The sequence below is a fragment of the Nocardia sp. NPDC059691 genome, from assembly GCF_042733915.1.
Classification (GTDB): domain Bacteria; phylum Actinomycetota; class Actinomycetes; order Mycobacteriales; family Mycobacteriaceae; genus Nocardia; species Nocardia sichangensis.
Window position 1 is genome coordinate 503,871 of the sequence record NZ_JBHWFB010000003.1, and the last position, 18,955, is coordinate 522,825.

17 protein-coding genes are annotated in these 18,955 nt (G+C 68.7%); 3 read left to right on the forward strand and 14 right to left on the reverse strand.

All coding sequences use genetic code 11. The features are described 5' to 3' along the window. Positions 1-135 precede the first annotated feature (135 nt). Complete coding sequence (locus tag ACFV2O_RS09635) at positions 136-801, forward strand: serine protease (protein ID WP_379251465.1); 666 nt, start codon at positions 136-138, stop codon at positions 799-801. 30 nt (positions 802-831) lie between these two features. On the opposite strand, the gene ACFV2O_RS09640 is transcribed toward ACFV2O_RS09635, so the two are convergent. After that, positions 832-1,521 carry an FHA domain-containing protein gene (locus tag ACFV2O_RS09640; RefSeq protein WP_379251466.1) on the reverse strand — a complete coding sequence of 230 codons (690 nt, stop codon included), beginning with the start codon at positions 1,519-1,521 and terminating at the stop codon, positions 832-834. A gap of 212 nt (positions 1,522-1,733) precedes the next feature. Here ACFV2O_RS09640 and ACFV2O_RS09645 point away from each other — a divergent pair, with 212 nt between their 5' ends. After that, complete coding sequence (locus ACFV2O_RS09645; RefSeq protein ID WP_379251467.1) at positions 1,734-2,231, forward strand: GNAT family N-acetyltransferase; 498 nt, start codon at positions 1,734-1,736, stop codon at positions 2,229-2,231. A 1,191-nt stretch (positions 2,232-3,422) separates the two neighbouring features. Here the strand turns inward: ACFV2O_RS09645 and ACFV2O_RS09650 are convergent. The 13 genes from ACFV2O_RS09650 to ACFV2O_RS09710 all read right to left on the reverse strand — a co-directional run bounded on the left by ACFV2O_RS09650 (position 3,423) and on the right by ACFV2O_RS09710 (position 17,961). Next, the gene (locus ACFV2O_RS09650; protein ID WP_379251468.1) at positions 3,423-4,346 is read right to left on the reverse strand and encodes a tyrosine-type recombinase/integrase; all 924 of its coding nucleotides are present in this window, start codon (positions 4,344-4,346) and stop codon (positions 3,423-3,425) included. A 54-nt stretch (positions 4,347-4,400) separates the two neighbouring features. After that, positions 4,401-5,561 (reverse strand): DNA-processing protein DprA, encoded by a 1,161-nt coding sequence (dprA, locus tag ACFV2O_RS09655; RefSeq protein WP_379251469.1) that lies wholly within the window; start codon positions 5,559-5,561, stop codon positions 4,401-4,403. Between the two features lie 779 nt (positions 5,562-6,340). Next, the gene (locus ACFV2O_RS09660) at positions 6,341-7,849 is read right to left on the reverse strand and encodes a YifB family Mg chelatase-like AAA ATPase (protein WP_364427199.1); all 1,509 of its coding nucleotides are present in this window, start codon (positions 7,847-7,849) and stop codon (positions 6,341-6,343) included. Then, positions 7,850-8,206, reverse strand: a complete 357-nt coding sequence (locus ACFV2O_RS09665) for a YraN family protein (RefSeq protein ID WP_355069898.1) — start codon at positions 8,204-8,206, stop codon at positions 7,850-7,852. It lies immediately after the preceding gene. 101 nt (positions 8,207-8,307) lie between these two features. Next, a complete protein-coding gene (locus ACFV2O_RS09670; RefSeq protein WP_011210678.1) occupies positions 8,308-8,613 on the reverse strand; it encodes a DUF2469 domain-containing protein in 306 nt (101 codons plus the stop codon). A gap of 46 nt (positions 8,614-8,659) precedes the next feature. After that, positions 8,660-9,466 (reverse strand): ribonuclease HII, encoded by an 807-nt coding sequence (locus tag ACFV2O_RS09675; RefSeq protein ID WP_379251470.1) that lies wholly within the window; start codon positions 9,464-9,466, stop codon positions 8,660-8,662. Between the two features lie 27 nt (positions 9,467-9,493). Further along, complete coding sequence (gene lepB, locus ACFV2O_RS09680) at positions 9,494-10,276, reverse strand: signal peptidase I (protein ID WP_355069897.1); 783 nt, start codon at positions 10,274-10,276, stop codon at positions 9,494-9,496. Between the two features lie 77 nt (positions 10,277-10,353). Then, a complete protein-coding gene (rplS, locus tag ACFV2O_RS09685; RefSeq protein ID WP_014352079.1) occupies positions 10,354-10,695 on the reverse strand; it encodes a 50S ribosomal protein L19 in 342 nt (113 codons plus the stop codon). A 212-nt stretch (positions 10,696-10,907) separates the two neighbouring features. Next, positions 10,908-11,198 carry a hypothetical protein gene (locus ACFV2O_RS09690; RefSeq protein WP_379251471.1) on the reverse strand — a complete coding sequence of 97 codons (291 nt, stop codon included), beginning with the start codon at positions 11,196-11,198 and terminating at the stop codon, positions 10,908-10,910. A gap of 64 nt (positions 11,199-11,262) precedes the next feature. Continuing rightward, positions 11,263-12,183 (reverse strand): hypothetical protein, encoded by a 921-nt coding sequence (locus ACFV2O_RS09695; RefSeq protein WP_379251472.1) that lies wholly within the window; start codon positions 12,181-12,183, stop codon positions 11,263-11,265. A 27-nt stretch (positions 12,184-12,210) separates the two neighbouring features. After that, on the reverse strand, positions 12,211-14,586 hold the full coding sequence (locus ACFV2O_RS09700) for a Tex family protein (protein ID WP_379251574.1): 2,376 nt from the start codon (positions 14,584-14,586) through the stop codon (positions 12,211-12,213). A gap of 106 nt (positions 14,587-14,692) precedes the next feature. Continuing rightward, positions 14,693-16,330: an AMP-binding protein gene (locus ACFV2O_RS09705; RefSeq protein ID WP_379251473.1), complete on the reverse strand. Its 1,638-nt coding sequence runs from the start codon at positions 16,328-16,330 to the stop codon at positions 14,693-14,695. Continuing rightward, a complete protein-coding gene (locus ACFV2O_RS09710) occupies positions 16,327-17,961 on the reverse strand; it encodes an AMP-binding protein (RefSeq protein WP_379251474.1) in 1,635 nt (544 codons plus the stop codon). The genes ACFV2O_RS09705 and ACFV2O_RS09710 overlap by 4 nt, the downstream gene beginning before the upstream one ends. Positions 17,962-18,060: 99 nt before the next feature. Here ACFV2O_RS09710 and ACFV2O_RS09715 point away from each other — a divergent pair, with 99 nt between their 5' ends. Next, positions 18,061-18,912 (forward strand): LuxR C-terminal-related transcriptional regulator, encoded by an 852-nt coding sequence (locus ACFV2O_RS09715; protein ID WP_379251475.1) that lies wholly within the window; start codon positions 18,061-18,063, stop codon positions 18,910-18,912. The last annotated feature ends 43 nt before the right edge of the window (positions 18,913-18,955 follow it).

Sequence of the window (18,955 nt, forward strand, 5' to 3'; positions counted from 1 at the left end):
GCGTAGACCCGAGGCGCATCACTTCTGACCATCGATTCCCACCCCGATGAAGAAATTCGTTTCGAGCCGTATCCCTGCCACGTGAACATCTGGGAATCGACGGTGACGCACGGACAAGTGCGGTTGAATTACCGGATGACCAAGTTCAGGAAACTCGTGGGCGCTGCGGCGGCATTCGCCGCGCTGACAGCGCCGTTCGGAGCACCTGGGACCGCGCAGGCCGCGACGCCATCCGTGCTGGGTGGCGGCTCCGGCATCGTCGTCGGCGGTCAGAACATCTGCACTCTGACCACGATCGGACGCGACTCCGGTGGTCGGCTGGTCGGGTTCACGGCGGGGCATTGTGGTGGGGCGAATGCCGCCATCGTCTCGGAGAACGATCGCGACGCCGGCACCCTCGGCACCATCGTCTACGCCAACAACGACATGGACTATGCCGTCATCGAATTCGATTCGGGGAAGGTGACGCCGGTCAACCAAGTGGGCGGAACCACCATCACCGGCCTGGGCGGACCGGCTCGATTCCCGGACACCGTCTGCAAGGAAGGCAGGACGACCGGCCGGACCTGCGGGCCTGCCTACGGCGATATGTTGACGGGCGGCAATTCGACGTGGAGCCAAACATGTGTCGCCGAGGGAGATTCGGGCGCTCCGCTCGTCGTCGGAACGACGCTCGTCGGCATGGTCAACGGTTACTTGGGGGTGCCGTGTCTCGGACCGGAACTCGGCGCCGACATCACCGCGGTCGTCGCGGACGTAAATGCACGCGGCGGGGCAGGGTCCGGTTTTCAGCCGATCTGATCGGATTTCATTTCGTTCCCAGCCGGAGCCTTACCTCTCCTGGTCGGTTATGATGCCGAATTCTATAGCGCGTTCGACCAGGAACAGCCTTTTCTGGTTCGGGGGTAAGGCTTCGACCTGGAATATCCGGAACAGCGCCCGCATATGCGTCTTCACCGTGGACAGACTCAGACACAAATTGTCCGCGATTTGCCGGTTGGAGGCAGGGTACGAGTACGCGTCGCGCGCGTCGTACGGGTGGCACAGCGCCTCGAGAACCACATACTGGGCCGGGGTAAGGGAGTTTCGGGTCGGCAGTGGTGAATGGGCGAGAGTCATTTCCTCGTCGAAGGACTCGTCGACCCGCAAGACGAATACCGATCGACCTACGCGAATCATGTCGCCGGAACCGAGCTTCCGCCGACCGCCCACACGTTCGCCATTGACGAATGTCCCATTCTTGGACAATCCGTCGTCGACGATGGTCCAGCATCCGCCCACCCGCTCGAGAATGGCGTGCAGCCGGGACACGGTCGGGTCGGAAGTCACGATGATGTCGGCGGCGACGGAGCGCCCGATCGTCATCCTGGACGCGCCGCCGTCGAGGGAGATCTCCCGCGCCCCGTCCGGTGCGGCGGGCTGCGGCGAGGCGGAAGCGATGGCCGAGCGTCGCCACGCGGACTGCCCCACCAGTGGGTGCAGTTCGCGACGCAGGGCCTCCGGTCCGCTGGACGTAGACATCGCTCGTCTTCCCACTCGAAGTACGCCGTGAACTGCGGGCACTGATTCGCTACCTCAAGGGTGCCCTTTCTCAACGCCGATCACATGCGTATTCGACTACTTCGCTGCGCGAGCGAGGCAGTACCGGACCGCAGTGCACGACAATGAACGGAAATCCAACCGATCGGTCTGAATAATGCTGCCTCCAGCGTGGGGCAATAAGAATGGCCGAGATGAGCGTCATCATTCGACCGCGCACCGAGGGTGATCTCGACGCCTGCGCCGCGGCACTGCGGCACGTCCACGACAGCGATCGGTATCCGGACGTGTGGCCTGCGAACCCGGCAGGCTGGCTGTCGCCGCCCAAACTCCTCGCGGCCCTTGTCGCCGAACACGACGGAGCGTTGGTCGGGCACGCCGGACTCGGCACGGGCGGCGGAATACCGGAGGTCGTGAGCGAATCGGTCGGCGCGGAGACTGTCGTCTCGGTGATCCGGCTGTATGTCGTCCCGACCGCGCGCCGGGTGGGAGTGGGTTCGCAGTTGCTGACCGCGACTGCGCGCATGGCCGCGAGCCTGGGGCACCGTGCTGTACTCACCGTGGCCTTCGACAGTGCGGCGGCGATAGCGATGTACGAGCGGCACGGTTGGCGGCAGGTGTACAGCGGGCCCGGCGGTTGGCATACCTCGGATGGACAAGAGGCGCGGGTGCATTACTACGTCAGCCCGTGACGGGTCGCGGATGTTGTCGCTTGTCCGCTCACTCCCTTTGTCCGGGAGATCGCGACCTGCGACTATGCCGGGTGGCGTAAGTGGCTGCGCGCACCGCCCGGGCGGAATCGGCGACCGCACCGAAGATGCAGGTTCGGCAGGGGCGCGACGAGCAAAATGGATGCGGCTCACTCGATGAAGCCCACACGGCCTCCCACGCACACGCGCAGGCAGGCTAAGGCACTGGCCCCGCCCACACTTGCACACAGTCCAGCAGGCCAAGAGCACCGGCCGCCCACACTCCGGTAGGCCAACGGACGAGCCGCGCCTCCCTCACCCACACTCTCCAGCAGGCCCACGCACGAACCGCCGACCCCACACACTCCAGCAAGCCAAGGGCACCAGCCGCCAACACACCCACACGCTCAGGCAGGGCAAGGCACGGACCGCCGCCCCCAGACACTCCAGCAGGCTACGCACGAACCGCCGCCCCCACGCACACACTCCAGGATGGCCAGCGCGGGCCGCCAGCACTCGCACACGCTCCAGCAGGCCAACACACGAACCGCCGCCCCCAGACACTCCAGCAGGCTACGCACGAACCGCCGCCCCCACGCACACACTCCAGGATGGCCAGCACGGGCCGCCAGCACTCACACACGCTCCAGCACGCCAACACACGAACCACCGCCCCCAGACACTCCAGGACGGCCAGCACGGGCCGCCAGCACTCGGCACATGCTCCACAGGCCAACACACGAACGGCGCGCCTTCACGCACACTCCAGCAGGCCCAGCGGCGCGCCACGGGCCGCCCACACTCGCACATGCTCCAGCAGGCCAACACACGGACCACCGCCCTCCGCACACCTGGCAGGCCCAGCGGCACGCCACGGGCCGCACGCGCTCCAACAGGCCAAAGCCATGGGTCCGGCGCACTGTGCACGTACGCACCCGCTGGCGGTACCGGAGGACAGCGTGCCCGGCCATCCGACCGGTTGCCGACGCCGTGATTGGCATCGACAGCCGGGCTGTTTGTCGTCGCCTTCAAGATGCCGCCGTCTCCGCGTGACCCCAAAGAGCCGAAGCCGATGGACGCCGCGTCGCCGAAGGTGGGCTGCATGCACTCGTTCGCTCGGCCCTCACCCGGACCGATCACTTGGGTATCGGCGGAACCAACGTGCACGCACGCCGCCACCGCCCCACGAGCGGGTCAGGCGCGGGGGTGAGCCTGGTCGTGCACCTTCTTGAGACGGTCGATGGAGACGTGGGTGTAGAGCTGGGTGGTGGCCATGCTTGCGTGTCCGAGGAGTTCCTGGACCACGCGCAGGTCGGCACCGCCCTCGAGGAGGTGGGTCGCCGCGGTGTGCCGCAGACCGTGCGGCGCCAGGTCCGGTGCGCCGGGGATGGCCGAGACCACCTCGTGCACAACGGTTCTGGCCTGGCGCTGATCCAAGCGCCTGCCGCGGCGGCCGAGCAGCAGCGCTCGACCCGAGTCCGCGGTGGCGAAAGCGGGGCGTCCGTAGCGCAGCCAGTTTCCTACCGCCTCGTCGGCGGGCGTGCCGAACGGCGCCGAGCGCTCCTTGTTGCCTTTGCCGAGCACCCGCACCACGCGCCGCTCGCGGTCCACGTCTTCGATGTCCAGCCCGCACAACTCGCTGACCCGGATACCGGTGGCGTACAGCAATTCCACGATCGCCCGATCGCGCAGCGCCATCGGATCGCGCTGCGCGGCACCGGATCCCGCCGCGTCCATGGCACCGAGCGCCTGTTGCCGCCCGAGTACGGCGGGCAGCACGCGATGCGCCTTCGGCGACCCCAAACGCAGTCCGGGATCGACAGGCAGCCGGCCGGTCCGGGTGAGCCACGCGGTGAACGTGCGCGCCGATGACGCCCGCCGGGCCACGGTCGTGCGCGCCGCACCCGCGGCGGCTTGCCGGGCCAGCCACGAACGCAGCAACATCAGGTCCAGTTCGCGAATCGCCGAATCCGCCGATCGCGCGTACAGATGCTCCAGCAAGGATCGCGCGTCCCCCAGGTACGCGCGCACCGTGTGCTCCGAGCGGTTGCGCCCGAGCCGCAGATGCCTGCCGTACTCCGTCAGCAGCGCTTCCAGGTCTTCGGGCAGTTCGTCCATGCCTCCACCGTCCCCACCCGTGGTCCGGATGGCAAGCGACCGCGCCGAACACGCTCATCGACCCCGTACCGTTCGGTGCCAACCGCTTTCGTCACTGGACACCAGACCCGCCAATTCGAGAGCGGACAAAGTCGCACGGACCACCGGAAGCGACAATCCGCACTGCCGGGCGACCTCCAGTGGCAGTCGTGAGCCGATTCTCGGCAGCGCGGCGAAGACCAGCGCGTCGTCTCCGGTCAGCTGATCATCCGGATTGCCGCCCGCTGCCGCCGCGGGGATCGACAGCCGCAACGGTCCGGCCTCGTCGACGACTTCTTCGGCTCGGGTCACCAGCAGGGCTTCGCCGTCGCGAATCATGCGGTGACAGCCCACCGAAGCGGCCGAGGTCACCGGACCCGGCACGGCCAAGGCGGGACGACCCATGCGGCGTGCCCATTTGACGGTGTTGCGCGCGCCGCTGCGCAGGCCCGCCTCGACGACGAGCACGCCGTCGGCGAGAGCGGCGATCAAGCGGTTCCGGGCCAGGAACTGATGCTTCTGTGCGGTGACGCCGGGCGGGTATTCGCTGACGACCAAGCCTGATTCGGCTATATCGGCCAGCAGGCGTTCGTGCTGCACCGGATAGGGCCGGTCGATGCCGCAGGCCAGGACGGCGATAGTGGGGCCTTCCACCGCCAGCGCCGCCCGGTGCGCCATGCCGTCGATACCGAACGCCGCTCCGGACACGATGGTCCACCCCTGCGCGGCGAGGTCGCCCGCGATCTCCCCCGTGACCCGGTTTCCGTAGCCGGTGCTGCACCGCGCCCCGACCACCGCCACCGCGCGTTCACTGGATTCCAGCAGCGAGCGCGGGCCACGTACCCACAACACCAGCGGTACCGCGCCGTCGCGATCCTTGCCCGGCTCGAGCTGGGCGAGACCGAGCATGCGCCATGCGGGCCATTCCGGATCGTCCGGCGTCACCACGCGCCCGCCGATCCGCTCGATGATCTCGAGATCCCGCGCCGCGAGGTCGATGTCGCGCCGCTGCGCCGTGGGCCCGCGAAGCGGCTCGGGCAACGCGCACTCCCGCACGGCACGGGCCGCCTCGACAACCCCGACCGACTCGATGAGCGCCGACAACGGAGCACACGGCCCCTGCACCACCCGCGACAGATACACCCACGCGAGCCGCGGGTCGTCGCATTCACCGGACGACGATCCCGCCCCGCTCACGGGCACACCAACCACCGCAGGCGCATCTACGACCCCAGGAACGCCCGCCGCTGCCGGCGTCTCGACAACCGGTACTACGTTCGCCGTAGCAGCCACCTCCTCGAGCACAGGGCGATCCGCGCCTGCACTCGAGTCCCCGGCTCGAGAGACCGCCACCATCGCGGGCACCTCGACGACGGCAGGCACATCCACCTCGCGCCCTTCCGTATTCCCAGCCACGTCTACAACCACGGACAAACCCGCCCGGGCAGGCAGATCTATTGACGCGGGCACGTCCACGGCCTCACGCGCCTGTCCGACACCAGGAACAACCACCTCGGCGACTGCAGGCGCATCTGCGGCTGCGCGCATGTGGGCCCCCGCCATTGCCCCGAAGACCACAGGGGCGCCGACGATCGCTGGCAGATTCACGACGCCGGATAAATCAATGCTTCGAGGCACGTCCACCACCGCGGGCACATCGGCGGCCACAGGCGCACTGTCGGCTGCACTTGCGTTCGCGCCCGCAATCACGTCCGCGCCCCCAGCCACATCCTCGGCGGTAGGCACATCGACCGCCACAGACGCCCTATCGGCTGCAACTACGTCCGCGCCCGCAAGCACGTCCGCAACCCGAGGCCCGTCCTCGGCGGTGGACACATCGCCGACCACACACCCGCTGTCGGCCGCAGTTGCGTTCGCGCACGCAAGCACATCCACGACCCCAGCCACACGCTCGGCGGTAGGCACATCGACCGCCACAGGCAGGTCGTCCGCGCCTTCGGGCGGCACCGTCGCGCTCATTGCGCACCCCGCTGACGGAAGTTCAACGCGGACAGTACGTCCTGCGCCGAGGGCAGCTCGCCGCCGCGCAGATCGCAGATGGTCCACGCGACGCGGATGGCTCGGTCGGCACCCCGCGCGGACATGCGACCGAGGCGCAACGCGGCCTCGACCGGAGCGAGCGATTCACGCGGCAACCGGAATCGTTGACGCAGGATGTGGCCGGGAACCTCGGCGTTGGTGAGCCATCCGTATTCGCGCCACCGGGCGGCGGCGGCGCGCCGTGCGACAGCGACCCGGCCGCGGACCACCTCGCTGCTCTCGGCCGCATCGGTGCTGAACGCCGCGCCGGACTGCCCGTGCATCCGCACCCAGATGTCGATCCGGTCCATCAGCGGACCGGACAATTTGCCGAGATAGCGACGGCGAGCCAGCGGCGCGCAGATGCAGTCGACGTCGCGCGCCGGAGCACACGGGCACGGATTGGCCGCCAGTACCAGCTGGAAGCGAGCCGGGTACCGCGCGACACCGTCGCGCCGGGCGATGCGCACTTCCCCTTCTTCCAACGGCGTTCGCATCGCTTCCAGCACTTTCGTGCCGAGCTCGGCACATTCGTCGAGGAACAGGACGCCGCGGTGGGCTCGGCTGACCGCGCCCGGCCTTGCGGTCCCCGAGCCGCCGCCGATCATCGCGGTCACCGAGGTCGAGTGGTGCGGGGCGACGAACGGCGGCGCGGTGACCAACGGGTGATCGCCTGCGAGTGTGCCCGCCATGGAGTGGATGGCGGTGACCTCCAGCGCCTCGGTCTCCGTGAGCGGTGGCAGCAGCCCAGGAAGACGTTGGGCCAGCATGGTTTTGCCGATGCCGGGCGGCCCGGTGAGCAGCAGGTGGTGCCCGCCCGCCGCGGCCACCTCCAGAGCCCAGCGGGCTTCTTCCTGCCCCACCACCTCGCTCAGATCGCCGCCGTGGCGCACCGTGTCCGGCAGGTCGCCGTCCGGCTCGTCGAGCGCGCCTTCCCCGCGCAACCAGGCCACCACCGCGCGCAAACTGCGCGCCCCGAAGACCTCGATGCCCTCGACGAGCCCGGCCTCCGCCAGTGTCACCGCGGGCACCACGACGGTCGACCAGCCCGCCCTGCGCGCGGCGAGCACGGCGGGCAGGATGCCGCGCACTCGCCGCACCCGTCCATCCAGCGCGAGTTCGCCGAGCAGCACCGTCTTCGCGAGCCGTTCGGAGGGCACCGAGCCGGACGCGTCCAGCACGGCGATCGCGAGCGCCAAGTCGTACACGCTGCCCAGCTTCGGCAGTGTCGCGGGCGACAGCGCGAGAACCACCCGGCCGTCGGGCCACTTCTCCCCCGAGTTCGCCACCGCGGAGCGGATCCGGTCACGGGACTCCTGCAACGCGGTGTCGGGAAGCCCGACCAGGTGGACCGATGGCAGGCCCTGTCCGATATCTGCCTCGATCTCGACGAGCAGACCGTCCACGCCGGTGACGGCGACCGAGTGCGCCCGCCCCAGCGCCATTCAGAACACCGCCTCGAGATGGTCGATGACCGGTGTACGCCCCCGCGCCACCAGCACCGACACCACGTCGAACCGGATGCGCCGCCACGGTCCGTCCTGCTCGGCCAGCCACAGCAGCGCCAGCCGCCGGATCCGCTGCCGCTTGGCGAAGGTGACCGACTCCGCGGGAGTGCCGTAGCCCAGCCCGGAGCGGGTCTTGACCTCGACGAACGCGGTCACATCCCCGTCTCGGGCGATCAGATCGAGCTCGCCGTATCGGCACCGCCAGTTCCTGGCGACGATTTCCATCCCCGCGGCGCGCAGAAAGTCCGCCGCTAATTCCTCCCCGTGCGCGCCGAGCGCCTGTTTGTCCGTCACCCGGCCAGCGTGCGCCGCAGCCGGATCAGGTCAGCGCCGCCGACCGGGGGAATCGGAAAACCTGTTGATAACCGAGTCGCTGTGCAGAACGCCGAGCGGGCTCACTCGGGCAAGCGCAGGTCCGGCTTCTCCAGCTCCTCGATGTTGACATCTTTGAAGGTGATGACCCGGACGTGCTTGACGAAGCGGGCCGGGCGGTACATGTCCCAGACCCACGCGTCGCTCATCCGCACCTCGAAGTACACCTCGCCGTCCGCGTTCTGCGGCCGCAGCTCCACGGAATTGGCCAGGTAGAAGCGGCGCTCGGTCTCCACCACGTACGAAAACTGACCGACGATGTCCTTGTACTCGCGATACAGCGAGAGCTCCATCTCGGTTTCGTACTTCTCGAGGTCCTCGGCACTCATCGGGTGGGACGTCCTCCTTCTCGCCGCATCGCGTCGTGTGGTGACATCATCGCGCATGCGCTGCGTCGGTAGCTACTCGGCCAGCCGTACGCCCGTTCGGAATGTGCTCCGACAGCGCTTCGTCCAAGCCCTCGGCCAGTACGGCGTCCGCGACATCGGCCGCCGCCGCGACCGGGCGCAACCCGGCGGCTTCGCGCACGTTGCGCCAGGAGCGCCGGTGCTCGCTGCTCGGGCCGAGACGTTGCAACGCGGCGGTGTGCTCGGGCGTGTTGTAGCCCTTGTGGGCGGCGAATCCGTAGCCGGGGAACCGCCCGTCCAGCTCGACCATGATGCGGTCCCTGGTGACCTTGGCCAGGATGCTGGCCGCCGCGATGCAGGCCGCCGCACCGTCGCCGCCGATCACCGGCAACGAAGGCACCGGTATGCCGGGCACCCGGAACCCATCGGTCAGCACGTAGCCGGGAGTGCGCCCGAGCCCGGCCACGGCGCGGCGCATCCCCTCGATATTGGCGACGTGGATGCCGATCGAGTCGATCTCCCAGGCCGGGATCACGACGACCTGATAAGCGAGTGCCAGACGGACGATCACCGGGTACAGCTCTTCGCGAGTGGCCTCGGTGAGCTTCTTGGAATCGTCGAGGCCGGCCAGCCTGTCGTAGGCCTTCGGCGCCAGCAGGCACGCCGCCACCACCAGTGGTCCCGCGCAGGGGCCGCGCCCCGCCTCGTCGACACCGGCGACCGGCCCGAGACCACTGCGGATCAACGCCGCCTCGAGCGTGCGCAATCCTCCGGCCCTGCGCATCACCACACGCGGCGGCCAACCGTTACCCACCGGCACTCGACCTTGCCCCACCGTTCAATTATCCAGCGCCTCGCGTGATCAGTTCTGCTGGGGATTCTCCGAGTGCACCGGACCGATCCGTCCCGGCGGCCAGATCTTGAACACCGCCTTGCCGCGGACGTTCTCCACGGGGATGGTGCCCTGCAGTTCGTCGGTGATGTGGGCGCGGGAGTCGGCGGACTGGTTGCGGTTGTCGCCCATTACCCACAGATGCCCTTCGGGCACCTTCACGGGCTTGAACTCGCGGCCGCCGGACGCGTTGTAGGGCTGGCCGGGCACGTACGGGGCGAGGTACCGGGCGTACGGCTCGTCCAGCGGCTTGCCGTCCACGATGACCCGCCCCTGCGGGTCGCAGCACTCCACGGTCTGGCCGCCGACCGCGATGACGCGCTTCACCAGATCGTTCTCGTCCGGCGGCACCAAGCCGAAGAAGGAGAAGAAGTTCTGCACGCCACGGACCGCGGGATTGTCCGAGCGGATCGACTGGTAGCGGGTGTTCCACGACGGCGGGCCGACGAACACGACCACGTCGCCCGGTTGCGGGTCGCCCCAGTAGTAGCTCAGCTTCTGCACGTAGATGCGGTCACCGGTGCATCCGGCGCATCCGTGCAACGTGGTTTCCATCGACTCCGAGGGAATCACGTACGGCCGACCGACAAAGGTAACCATCAGCGCGGCGATCACCGCGGCGATCACGATGAGGATCGGCAATTCCTGCCAGAACGGCCGCTGCTTCTTCTTCGATCGCCGCTTGGCGCGACCCGCCCGCGTACTCTCGTCGCCCGATTCGGACACCGATACCGACCCACTTTCGTCTGCCACGCCGAACAGATTAGCCCGGCAGCGAAACCGAGGTCCGATGCCGGGCTGAGGAAGATCTGTTGTGCCGAAAAGCTAACTCAGCGCTTTTCCTTGATCTTGGCGGCCTTGCCACGCAGGTCGCGCAGGTAGTACAGCTTGGCGCGGCGGACATCACCGCGGGTCACGACATCGATGTGGTCGATGTTCGGGCTGTGCACCGGGAAGGTGCGCTCGACGCCGACACCGAACGACACCTTGCGGACGGTGAAGGTCTCGCGGATGCCACCACCCTGGCGACGGATCACGACGCCCTTGAAGACCTGGATGCGCTCCTTCGAGCCTTCGATGACCTTCACGTGCACGTTCAGCGTGTCGCCCGGCCGGAACTCGGGGACGTCGCTGCGCAGCGACTTCTCGTCGACGAAGTCAAGGGTGTTCATTTCCATCCTTATGGTTTCGCGCGAACAGAGGACCCTGGCGGCACTGGGCGTGCTCGGCCGGTTCATGCTCCGATCAATGGGGTGCGCCGGGTCGACAACCACCCAGGGCAACCTGAGCATTGTGCCAGATCGGCGTGCCGAGGAAGAAATCGACCCTGGTGACGGCGAGTCCGGCGGTCTCTTCACGTTACGCCCGAGGCGGTGCGATCTGTTCACGACTCCGGCGGGAGTATGGGCGAGGCGAACACTTCTTCGAGCGGAATCGGGCCGGTGTAGCGGCGGCAGTGGCAACCGACCCACTCACGCAGGCCGTGGATGCCTTTGCGGGAGATCTCGGCGTGACAAGCGCCCGAGGAGCGGTCGTGCAGTGCCAGGTCGTGACCACAACCGCAGCGTGCGCGAAGCTCCTTCCCCGCCCGGCCTCGCCGAGGCACGAATCGACCACATACCCAGCCGACACCGACGAGGACGGCACCGACCGCAAGGCTGAGCGGATCCAACATGGACGCAGTATACGTATACGCATAGCGGCACGTTGCCCGGCCGACCCACCGCTGAGCGCGTTCGTCAGCGGTTCTGTTCGCCGGAGATCGCGTCCTGGGCGGGCGGCGGGCCGGGCGTACGCGGCGAGCCGTGGTCGGAGTGCCAGAACGAATGGTCGCGGTGCGGAGCGGGCGGGGCGGGCACGACCGTGCGGGTGAGTTCCGCCTCCGCCGCCGTGCGGACGTGCTCGACGTCCGGTTTTCCGGCGACCAGATCCTGCACGAAGATCTTGGCGCGGATGACCGGGCGACGGTATCGCCGTTCCCGGACGATGGCCCGGTACCTCAGGCGCCTGCGGTCGCCGTAACGCCAGCGCGCCCAGGGCGCGCCAGGGCGGCTCAGCCGCAGCGCACCGACGACCAGCAACGGCAGGAAGAACATGCCGAACAGGCCGGTCCAGATCTTCCCCTTGGCGATCACGATCGCGGCGAGAGCCAGGTTGACCACGGCGAACGCCACGACGAAGGCGCGGACCTCGAGGCTCGGATCGTGCCGGAAGTCGTTGATGTCCAGCAGCCACAGCGGGTGGAAGCCCAGCAGTAGCAGTCCCGTCACGGCGAGCGCGACGAACACCGCGTCCACCGATGTGCGCCCCTGCTCCTCCCAGTACACGTCGCGCAGGTAGAAGATCAGCGCGAATTCATCGAGCACCAGAGCGGCGCCGACGCCGAAGAGCGCGGCGAGGACGCTGGCGGTGGCGGCGTCGGCGCTCTCGTACTGCGAGACCATGCCGATGCCGGAGGACAGCAGCAGGATCACCCCGAACACCATGTGGTGGATGTGCGTGTCACCGGCCCGCAGGTTGCCCGGCCACCAGCGCACGCGCGCGCGGATCAGCCGGACGCTGAGGCGGATGAACAGGAATCCGACGATGAATCCGAGCAGAAAGCACAGCAACGGCAGCCGCCCTTGGGCGATCACGTCCTCGTGGAGCCACCGTCGCATGGCCGCTACTTCCTCCTGCGGATCGGGCTACTGGCCGAAACCCGCCCTGCGCAAGGCGTCCGCCATCGCGCCGCTAGGTGCCGGCGCGTTCCTGCGCTGATTGCCGCCACGCCCCTGTCCTTGATTGCGGTTCTGGCCCTGCTGCCTGTTCTGACCATTCTGCCGCTGCCGCTGATCGCCTCCACCGGATCGGCCGCCGCCTTGACCGCGCTGCCGGTTGTCGCCGCCCTTGGCGGGCGTGCCGGGTTCGTCGTCCAGGCGCAGGGACAGACCGATGCGCTGGCGCGCGACGTCCACCTCGAGCACCTTCACCTTCACGACGTCGCCGGACTTGACCACTTCGCGCGGGTCCTTGACGAAGTTGTGCGACATCGCCGATACGTGCACCAAGCCGTCCTGGTGCACGCCCACGTCGACGAACGCGCCGAAGGCGGCCACGTTGGTCACCACGCCCTCGAGCACCATGCCCGGCTTCAGGTCGGCGACTTTCTCCACGCCCGCGGCGAACTCAGCGGTCTTGAATTCCGGACGCGGGTCGCGCCCCGGCTTCTCCAGCTCGGCGATGATGTCGGTGACGGTCGGGACACCGAAGCGCTCGTCGGTGAAATCGCCCGCGCGCAGCGAGCGCAGCGCCGTGGTGTTGCCGATGATCTCCGCGATCCCGCGCCCCGTCGATTCGAGGATGCGCCGCACCACCGGATACGCCTCCGGGTGCACCGCGGAGGTGTCCAGCGGATCGTCGCCGCCGCGAATGCGCAGGAAGCCCGCGCACTGTTCGAACGCCTTCGGGCCCAGCCGCGGGACGTCGAGCAGCGCGGTCCTGCTGCGGAACGGGCCGTTCTGATCCCGGTGCGCCACGATGCTCTCCGCCACCGACCCGGCGATGCCGGAGACCCGCGACAGCAGCGGCACCGAGGCGGTGTTCACGTCCACGCCGACCGCGTTCACCGCGTCCTCGACCACCGCGCCCAGCGAACGGGCCAGCAGCGATTCGGACACGTCGTGCTGGTACTGGCCGACGCCGATGGACTTCGGATCGATCTTCACCAGCTCGGCCAGCGGGTCCTGCAGCCGGCGCGCGATCGACACCGCGCCGCGCAGCGACACGTCCAGCTCGGGCAGCTCCTGCGAGGCGTAGGCCGAGGCGGAGTACACCGAAGCGCCCGCCTCGGAGACCACGATCTTGGTGGGCTTGTTCTCCGGGATGCGCGAGATCAGTTCGGCGGCAAGGGCGTCGGTCTCGCGCGAGGCGGTGCCGTTGCCGATGGCGATGAGTTCCACGCCGAATCGGGCCACCAGCGCGCCGAGCACCGCGAGCGACTTCTCGGTCTGGCCCTGCGGTTTGTGCGGGTAGATCACCTCGGTGGCGACCACCTTGCCGGTGGCGTCGACCACCGCCACTTTCACGCCGGTGCGGTAGCCGGGGTCCAGACCCATCGTCGTGCGGGTGCCCGCGGGGGCGGCGAGCAGCAGATCGCGCAGATTCGCGGCGAACACGTCGACCGCGTCCTTCTCCGCCGCCTGCCGCAACCGCATCCTGGTATCGATGCCGAGGCTGACCTGCAGCTTGGTCCGCCAAGCCCAGCGCACCGTGTCCAGCAGCCAGGAGTCGGCGGGGCGGCCCCGGTCGGCGATGCCGAAGCGAGTGGCGATACGACCCTCGTAGACGGTGCGCTCGCCCGGCTGCGGCTCCTCGGTGTCCGGTTCGAGGTGCAGGGTGAGCACCTCCTCCTTCTCGCCGCGCAGCAGCGCCAGGATGCGGTGGGAGGGCAGCTTGTCGAACGGCTCGCTGAACTCGAAATAGTCGGCGAACTTCGCGCCCGCCTCCTCCTTGCCCGCGCGCACGGTCGAGGTGACCTGCCCGCGGTTCCACATCAGTTCGCGCAACTCACCGACCAGATCGGCGTCCTCGGCGAAACGTTCGACCAGGATGGCGCGCGCGCCGTCGAGTTGCTCGGCGGTGTACTGCGCCGGGTCGGTGTTCGGATCCTCGATCAGGGCGTCGGCCACCGGCTCGTGCCCGGCCTCACGCGCGATCTGCGCCTTCGTGCGCCGCTTCGGCTTGTACGGCAGGTAGATGTCCTCGAGCCGGGCCTTGGTCTCGGCGAGCAGGAGCTGCCGGTGCAGAGCGTCGTCGAGTTTGCCCTGGCCCCGGATCGATTCGACGATCGCGGCCCTGCGCTCGTCGAGTTCGCGCAGGTAGTGCAGACGCTCGTCGAGCACGCGCAGCTGCGCGTCGTCCAGGCCGCCGGTGACCTCCTTGCGGTACCGGGCGATGAACGGCACCGTCGAGCCCGCGTCGAGCAGCTCGACGGCGGCGCGCACCTGGGTCTCGCGCACCGCGAGTTCCTCGGCGATGCGACGGTTCACGCTGGCTGGGCCCGCGGTGTCGGAGCGTGGCACGGCGGGTGTGGACTCTGCACTGGCAGTCTCGGGCGCTGTCGTCACGTCGGAGACACTACCGTCGCCGCCTGACACGCGGTCCACACCCAGGTGAACCTCCCTCGTCTCAGCTGTCGTCCAGGCCGAGCAGCCGCCGCGACAGTTCCCGCATCTGCGCCTTGCGGACCTTGCCGGTGACCGTCATCGGGAATTCCTCGACCACATGCACGTAGCGGGGAATCTTGAAGTGCGCCAGCTTGCCTGCGGCGAAGTCGCGCACGGCCGTGGCGTCCAACGGCGTTGCGCCCTCGCGCATCCGGATCCAGGCCATCAGTTCTTCGCCGTACTTCGGATCCGGCACACCGATCACCTGCGCGTCCAGGATGTCGGGATGGGTGTAGAGGAATTCCTCTATCTCCCGCGGGTAGACGTTCTCGCCACCCCGGATGACCATGTCCTTGATCCGGCCGGTGACGGCCACGTAGCCCTCGTCGTCCATCACGCCGATGTCGCCGGTGTGCATCCAACGGGCGGCGTCGATGGCCTCGGCGGTCTTGTCCGGCTCGTCCCAGTACCCGAGCATCACCGAATAGCCTCGGGTACACAGCTCGCCGGGTTCGCCGCGCGGCACCGTGAGACCCGTTGCGGGATCGACGATCTTGACCTCCAGGTGCGGCCCGACCCGCCCGACGGTGGCGGTGCGCCGTTCGATGCCGTCGTCGCGCCGGGTCTGGGTGCTGACCGGAGACGTCTCTGTCATGCCGTAGCAGATGCAGACCTCGCGCATGCCCATCCGGTCGATCACCCGCTTCATCACCTCGACCGGACACGGCGAGCCCGCCATGATCCCGGTGCGCAGCGTGGACAGGTCTGCGGCGGTCGAATCCAGCGCGGCGAGCATGTCGATGAACATCGTCGGCACACCGTAGAGGGAGGTGCAGCGCTCGGCTTCGACCGCAGCCAGGGCCGCCCTGGGCTCGAACGACGGCGACGGAATCACGATAGCCGCACCGTGGCTGGTGCTCGCCAGATTGCCCATCACCATGCCGAAGCAGTGATAGAACGGCACCGGGACGCAGATCCGGTCCTGCTCGGTGTATCCGCACAGTTCCCCGACGAAATAGCCGTTGTTGAGGATGTTGTGGTGACTGAGCGTGGCGCCCTTCGGGAAACCGGTTGTGCCCGAGGTGTACTGGATGTTGATCGGGTCGTCGGCGGATAGCCGCGCGCCCAGTTCGACGAGCCGAGCAGTGTCGATCTCGGTGCCCGACAGCGCCTCCCACTCCGGTGTGCCCAGCACGAGCACCTGTGTCAGCGCCGGACAGTTCGGCCGGACCTGCTCGATCATCGCCACGTAGTCCGAGGACTTGAACCGCTCGGCCGCGATGAGCATTCGCACGCCCGCCTGGCACAGCACGTACTCCAGTTCACTGGTGCGGTACGCCGGATTGATGTTGACCAGGATCGCGCCGATTTTCGCCGTGGCGTACTGCACCAGAAACCATTCCGCGCGGTTCGGCGCCCAGATGCCGACCCGGTCGCCCTTGCCGATGCCCTGTGCGGCCAGGCCGCAGGCCAGGGCGTCGACCGCGGCGCCGAGAGCGCGATAGGTCCAGCGCCGTCCGCTCGGCAGGTCCACCAGGGCTTCCCGGTCCGGGAACGCCGCCACCGCGCGATCGAGATTGCCGCCGATGGTGTCGCCGAGCAGCGCGACGTCCGACACGCCCGAGGCGTAGCTGGGCAGGGGCAACATGGCCGAAGTCATCGGGCACCGCCCTGCCGCAGCACGAACCGCTGCACCTTGCCGCTGGGCGTCTTCGGCAGGCTCGCCACGAAGTGGACCCGGCGCGGGTAGGCGTGCGCCGCGAACTTTCGCTTCACCAGGCTCTGTAGCTCGGCTTCCAACTCGGCACCGCCGACGGCGCCGTCACGCAGCACGACGAACGCCTCGAGCACTTCGCCGCGCAGTTCGTCCGGCATGCCGACCACCGCCGCCTCCGCGACCTGCTCGTGCAGCACCAGAACGCTCTCCACCTCGAACGGGCCGATGCGGTAGCCGGCCATGATGATCACGTCGTCGTCGCGGGAGGAGAAGCGGAAGAAGCCGTCCGCGTCCTGTGAGCCCGCGTCACCGGTCAGATACCAGCGGCCGTCGGCGGTGTAGCGCTGCGCGGTGCGGTCCGGAGCGTCGAGGTAGCCGAGGAACCACAGCAGCGGACTGCGTTCCGTGTCGATCGCGACCCGGCCCAATTCGCCGGTGGGAGCGATCGTGTCGGCGTCGTCGGAGAGCACGGCGCAGGTCCACCCGGGCAGCGAGCGACCCATCGATCCGGCCGGGGTCTCGGTGTCCAGGTCTTCGTGCCAGGCGTTGCAGATAACCATGCCGTGCTCGGTCTGGCCGTAGTGGTCGCGCACCGCGACACCGAGGTACTCGACGGACCACGCGACCACTTCAGGGGTCAGCGGTTCTCCCGCCGAAGAGGCACGGCGCAATCGGGAATGCACGGGCGGCGTGGCACCGTCGGCGCGCAACGCTCGATATACCGTCGGTGCGGCGGCGAAGTTGGTGACGCCGAACGTCTCCAGCACCTGCCAGGTCAGCGGTGCCGAGAAGCCCGCGTGCAGCAGGATGCTACGGATGCCGGTGGCCAGCGGTCCGAGGATGGCGTAGTAGAGCCCGTAGGCCCAGCCCGGATCGGCGGCGTTCCAAAAGACGTCGTCGGGGCGGACGTCCAGCGCGAATTCCTGGTACGCGTGGAAGGAGGCGAGCGCGCGCAGCGGAATCGGGACGCCCTTGGGCGTGCCCGTGGTGCCGCTGGTGAACAGTTGGACGAGCAGTCCGTCACCGCCGACCGCGATCGGCTGAGCCTGCGGAGAGGTGGCCGAATGAGCGTGGAGCAACTCGTCCATCCGCAGCGCCCCTTCGGGAGCCTCCGCTCCGGTGACGATCAGCCGCCAGGACGGGTCGTCGGGCAGATCGGGTCCCGGCGCAAGCTTCGGCGCCTGGTCGGCATCGGCGATGACGACCGAGGCGCGACTGGCGTTCAACCGCAGGGCGATCGCGGGCGGAGCGAAGGCGGTGAACAGCGGAACGTGCACCGCACCCCGGCGCCAGATCCCGAGCAGAGCGACCACCAGGTCCGCGGATTTCGCCATCAGCGTGGCGACCCGGTGGCCGGGTTCGACGCCGAGTCCGGCGAGTGCGTCGGCGAAGCGGGCGGAGCGTTCGCGTAGTTCGCCGTAGGTGAGGTCGGTCGAGGACAAGTCGGCCTCGACGATCGTGAAGGCGACCCGGTCGGCCGGGTGCCGATCACACAGCAGGTCCGCCGCCGACGCGTCGGCGCGGTCGTAACAGTCCAGCAGTTCGCGCACCCGCTGATTCAGATCGGTGCCCATCTTCAGTTCTCCTCGTTCTGTGATCCAGCTCAACCCGGGTGTGCAATAGGATGTGGGTCACATCCCGCTGCCCACTACCCCCGAAAAGGGGTGAGTCTCGTGACCCACACCGCCCTGCTGCGTCCGCGCGACAGCGACGCGCTGCGCGCCGAGATCCGCTGGGTGGCGAGCGCGGCGGGCGTGCCGGTGGCGTTCGGCGGCGAAGTGCACGGCGACGCGCTGCTGCTGTCGGAATTCGTCGGCACGCTGACCAACGGCCTGCGCGGTCTGGCCGTCGTGCGGGCTTCCGGGCTGGGCGGACGGGTGATGGATTCCGGACGGCCCGCCGCGGTCTCCGACTATCGCCGCGCCTCCTCGATCACCCACGACTACGACGGGCCGGTCTCCGGCGAGGGCATCCGCTCCGTGCTCGCCGTGCCCGTGGTGGTGGACCAGCGCTCCCGCGCGGTGCTCTACGCCGCGACGCGCGGCGCGAGTCCGCTGGGCGACCGCACCGCGGATCTCGTCGTGCAGGCCGGGCGCCGCCTGGCCACCGAGATCGCCGTTCGCGACGAGGTCGACCGTCGGCTGCGCATGCTGGAGGTCACCGCGCCGTCGGCGGCCGCGGCACCGGCGATCACGGAGGAACTCCGCGACATCCACACCGAACTGCGCGGCATGGCGCGCTCGACCGAGGACGATCGGCTGCGCGGACGCCTGCACGCGGTATGCGAGCGCCTCACCCGGGTCATGACCGGCGAGCCGCGGCCGGACGGTCCGAAACTGTCCCGCCGAGAACTCGACGTGCTGTCCCAGATCGCCTTGGGTTGCACCAACCAGGAAGCGGCGCAACGACTCTCACTCGCCCCGGAGACCGTGAAGAGCTACCTTCGCAACGCGATGGTCAAACTCGACGCCCACTCCCGGCACGAGGCGGTGGTGGCCGCCCGCCGCCATGGTCTGCTGCCCTGACGCGGCGAAGATTCCCGCTGGGGTTCACCGAGGGAAGGCCCGA

What these genes read in the sequence shown, in the direction of transcription:
- ACFV2O_RS09635 (WP_379251465.1), top strand. Translation starts at nt 136, where the DNA reads ATGACCAAGTTCAGGAAACTCGTGGGCGCTGCGGCGGCATTCGCCGCG.
- ACFV2O_RS09710 (WP_379251474.1), bottom strand. Translation starts at nt 17,961, where the DNA reads ATGGGCACCGATCTGAATCAGCGGGTGCGCGAACTGCTGGACTGTTAC.
- rplS (WP_014352079.1), bottom strand. Translation starts at nt 10,695, where the DNA reads ATGAACACCCTTGACTTCGTCGACGAGAAGTCGCTGCGCAGCGACGTC.
- ACFV2O_RS09695 (WP_379251472.1), bottom strand. Translation starts at nt 12,183, where the DNA reads ATGCGACGGTGGCTCCACGAGGACGTGATCGCCCAAGGGCGGCTGCCG.
- ACFV2O_RS09705 (WP_379251473.1), bottom strand. Translation starts at nt 16,330, where the DNA reads ATGACTTCGGCCATGTTGCCCCTGCCCAGCTACGCCTCGGGCGTGTCG.
- ACFV2O_RS09650 (WP_379251468.1), bottom strand. Translation starts at nt 4,346, where the DNA reads ATGGACGAACTGCCCGAAGACCTGGAAGCGCTGCTGACGGAGTACGGC.
- ACFV2O_RS09670 (WP_011210678.1), bottom strand. Translation starts at nt 8,613, where the DNA reads ATGAGTGCCGAGGACCTCGAGAAGTACGAAACCGAGATGGAGCTCTCG.
- ACFV2O_RS09645 (WP_379251467.1), top strand. Translation starts at nt 1,734, where the DNA reads ATGAGCGTCATCATTCGACCGCGCACCGAGGGTGATCTCGACGCCTGC.
- ACFV2O_RS09640 (WP_379251466.1), bottom strand. Translation starts at nt 1,521, where the DNA reads ATGTCTACGTCCAGCGGACCGGAGGCCCTGCGTCGCGAACTGCACCCA.
- ACFV2O_RS09690 (WP_379251471.1), bottom strand. Translation starts at nt 11,198, where the DNA reads ATGTTGGATCCGCTCAGCCTTGCGGTCGGTGCCGTCCTCGTCGGTGTC.
- ACFV2O_RS09660 (WP_364427199.1), bottom strand. Translation starts at nt 7,849, where the DNA reads ATGGCGCTGGGGCGGGCGCACTCGGTCGCCGTCACCGGCGTGGACGGT.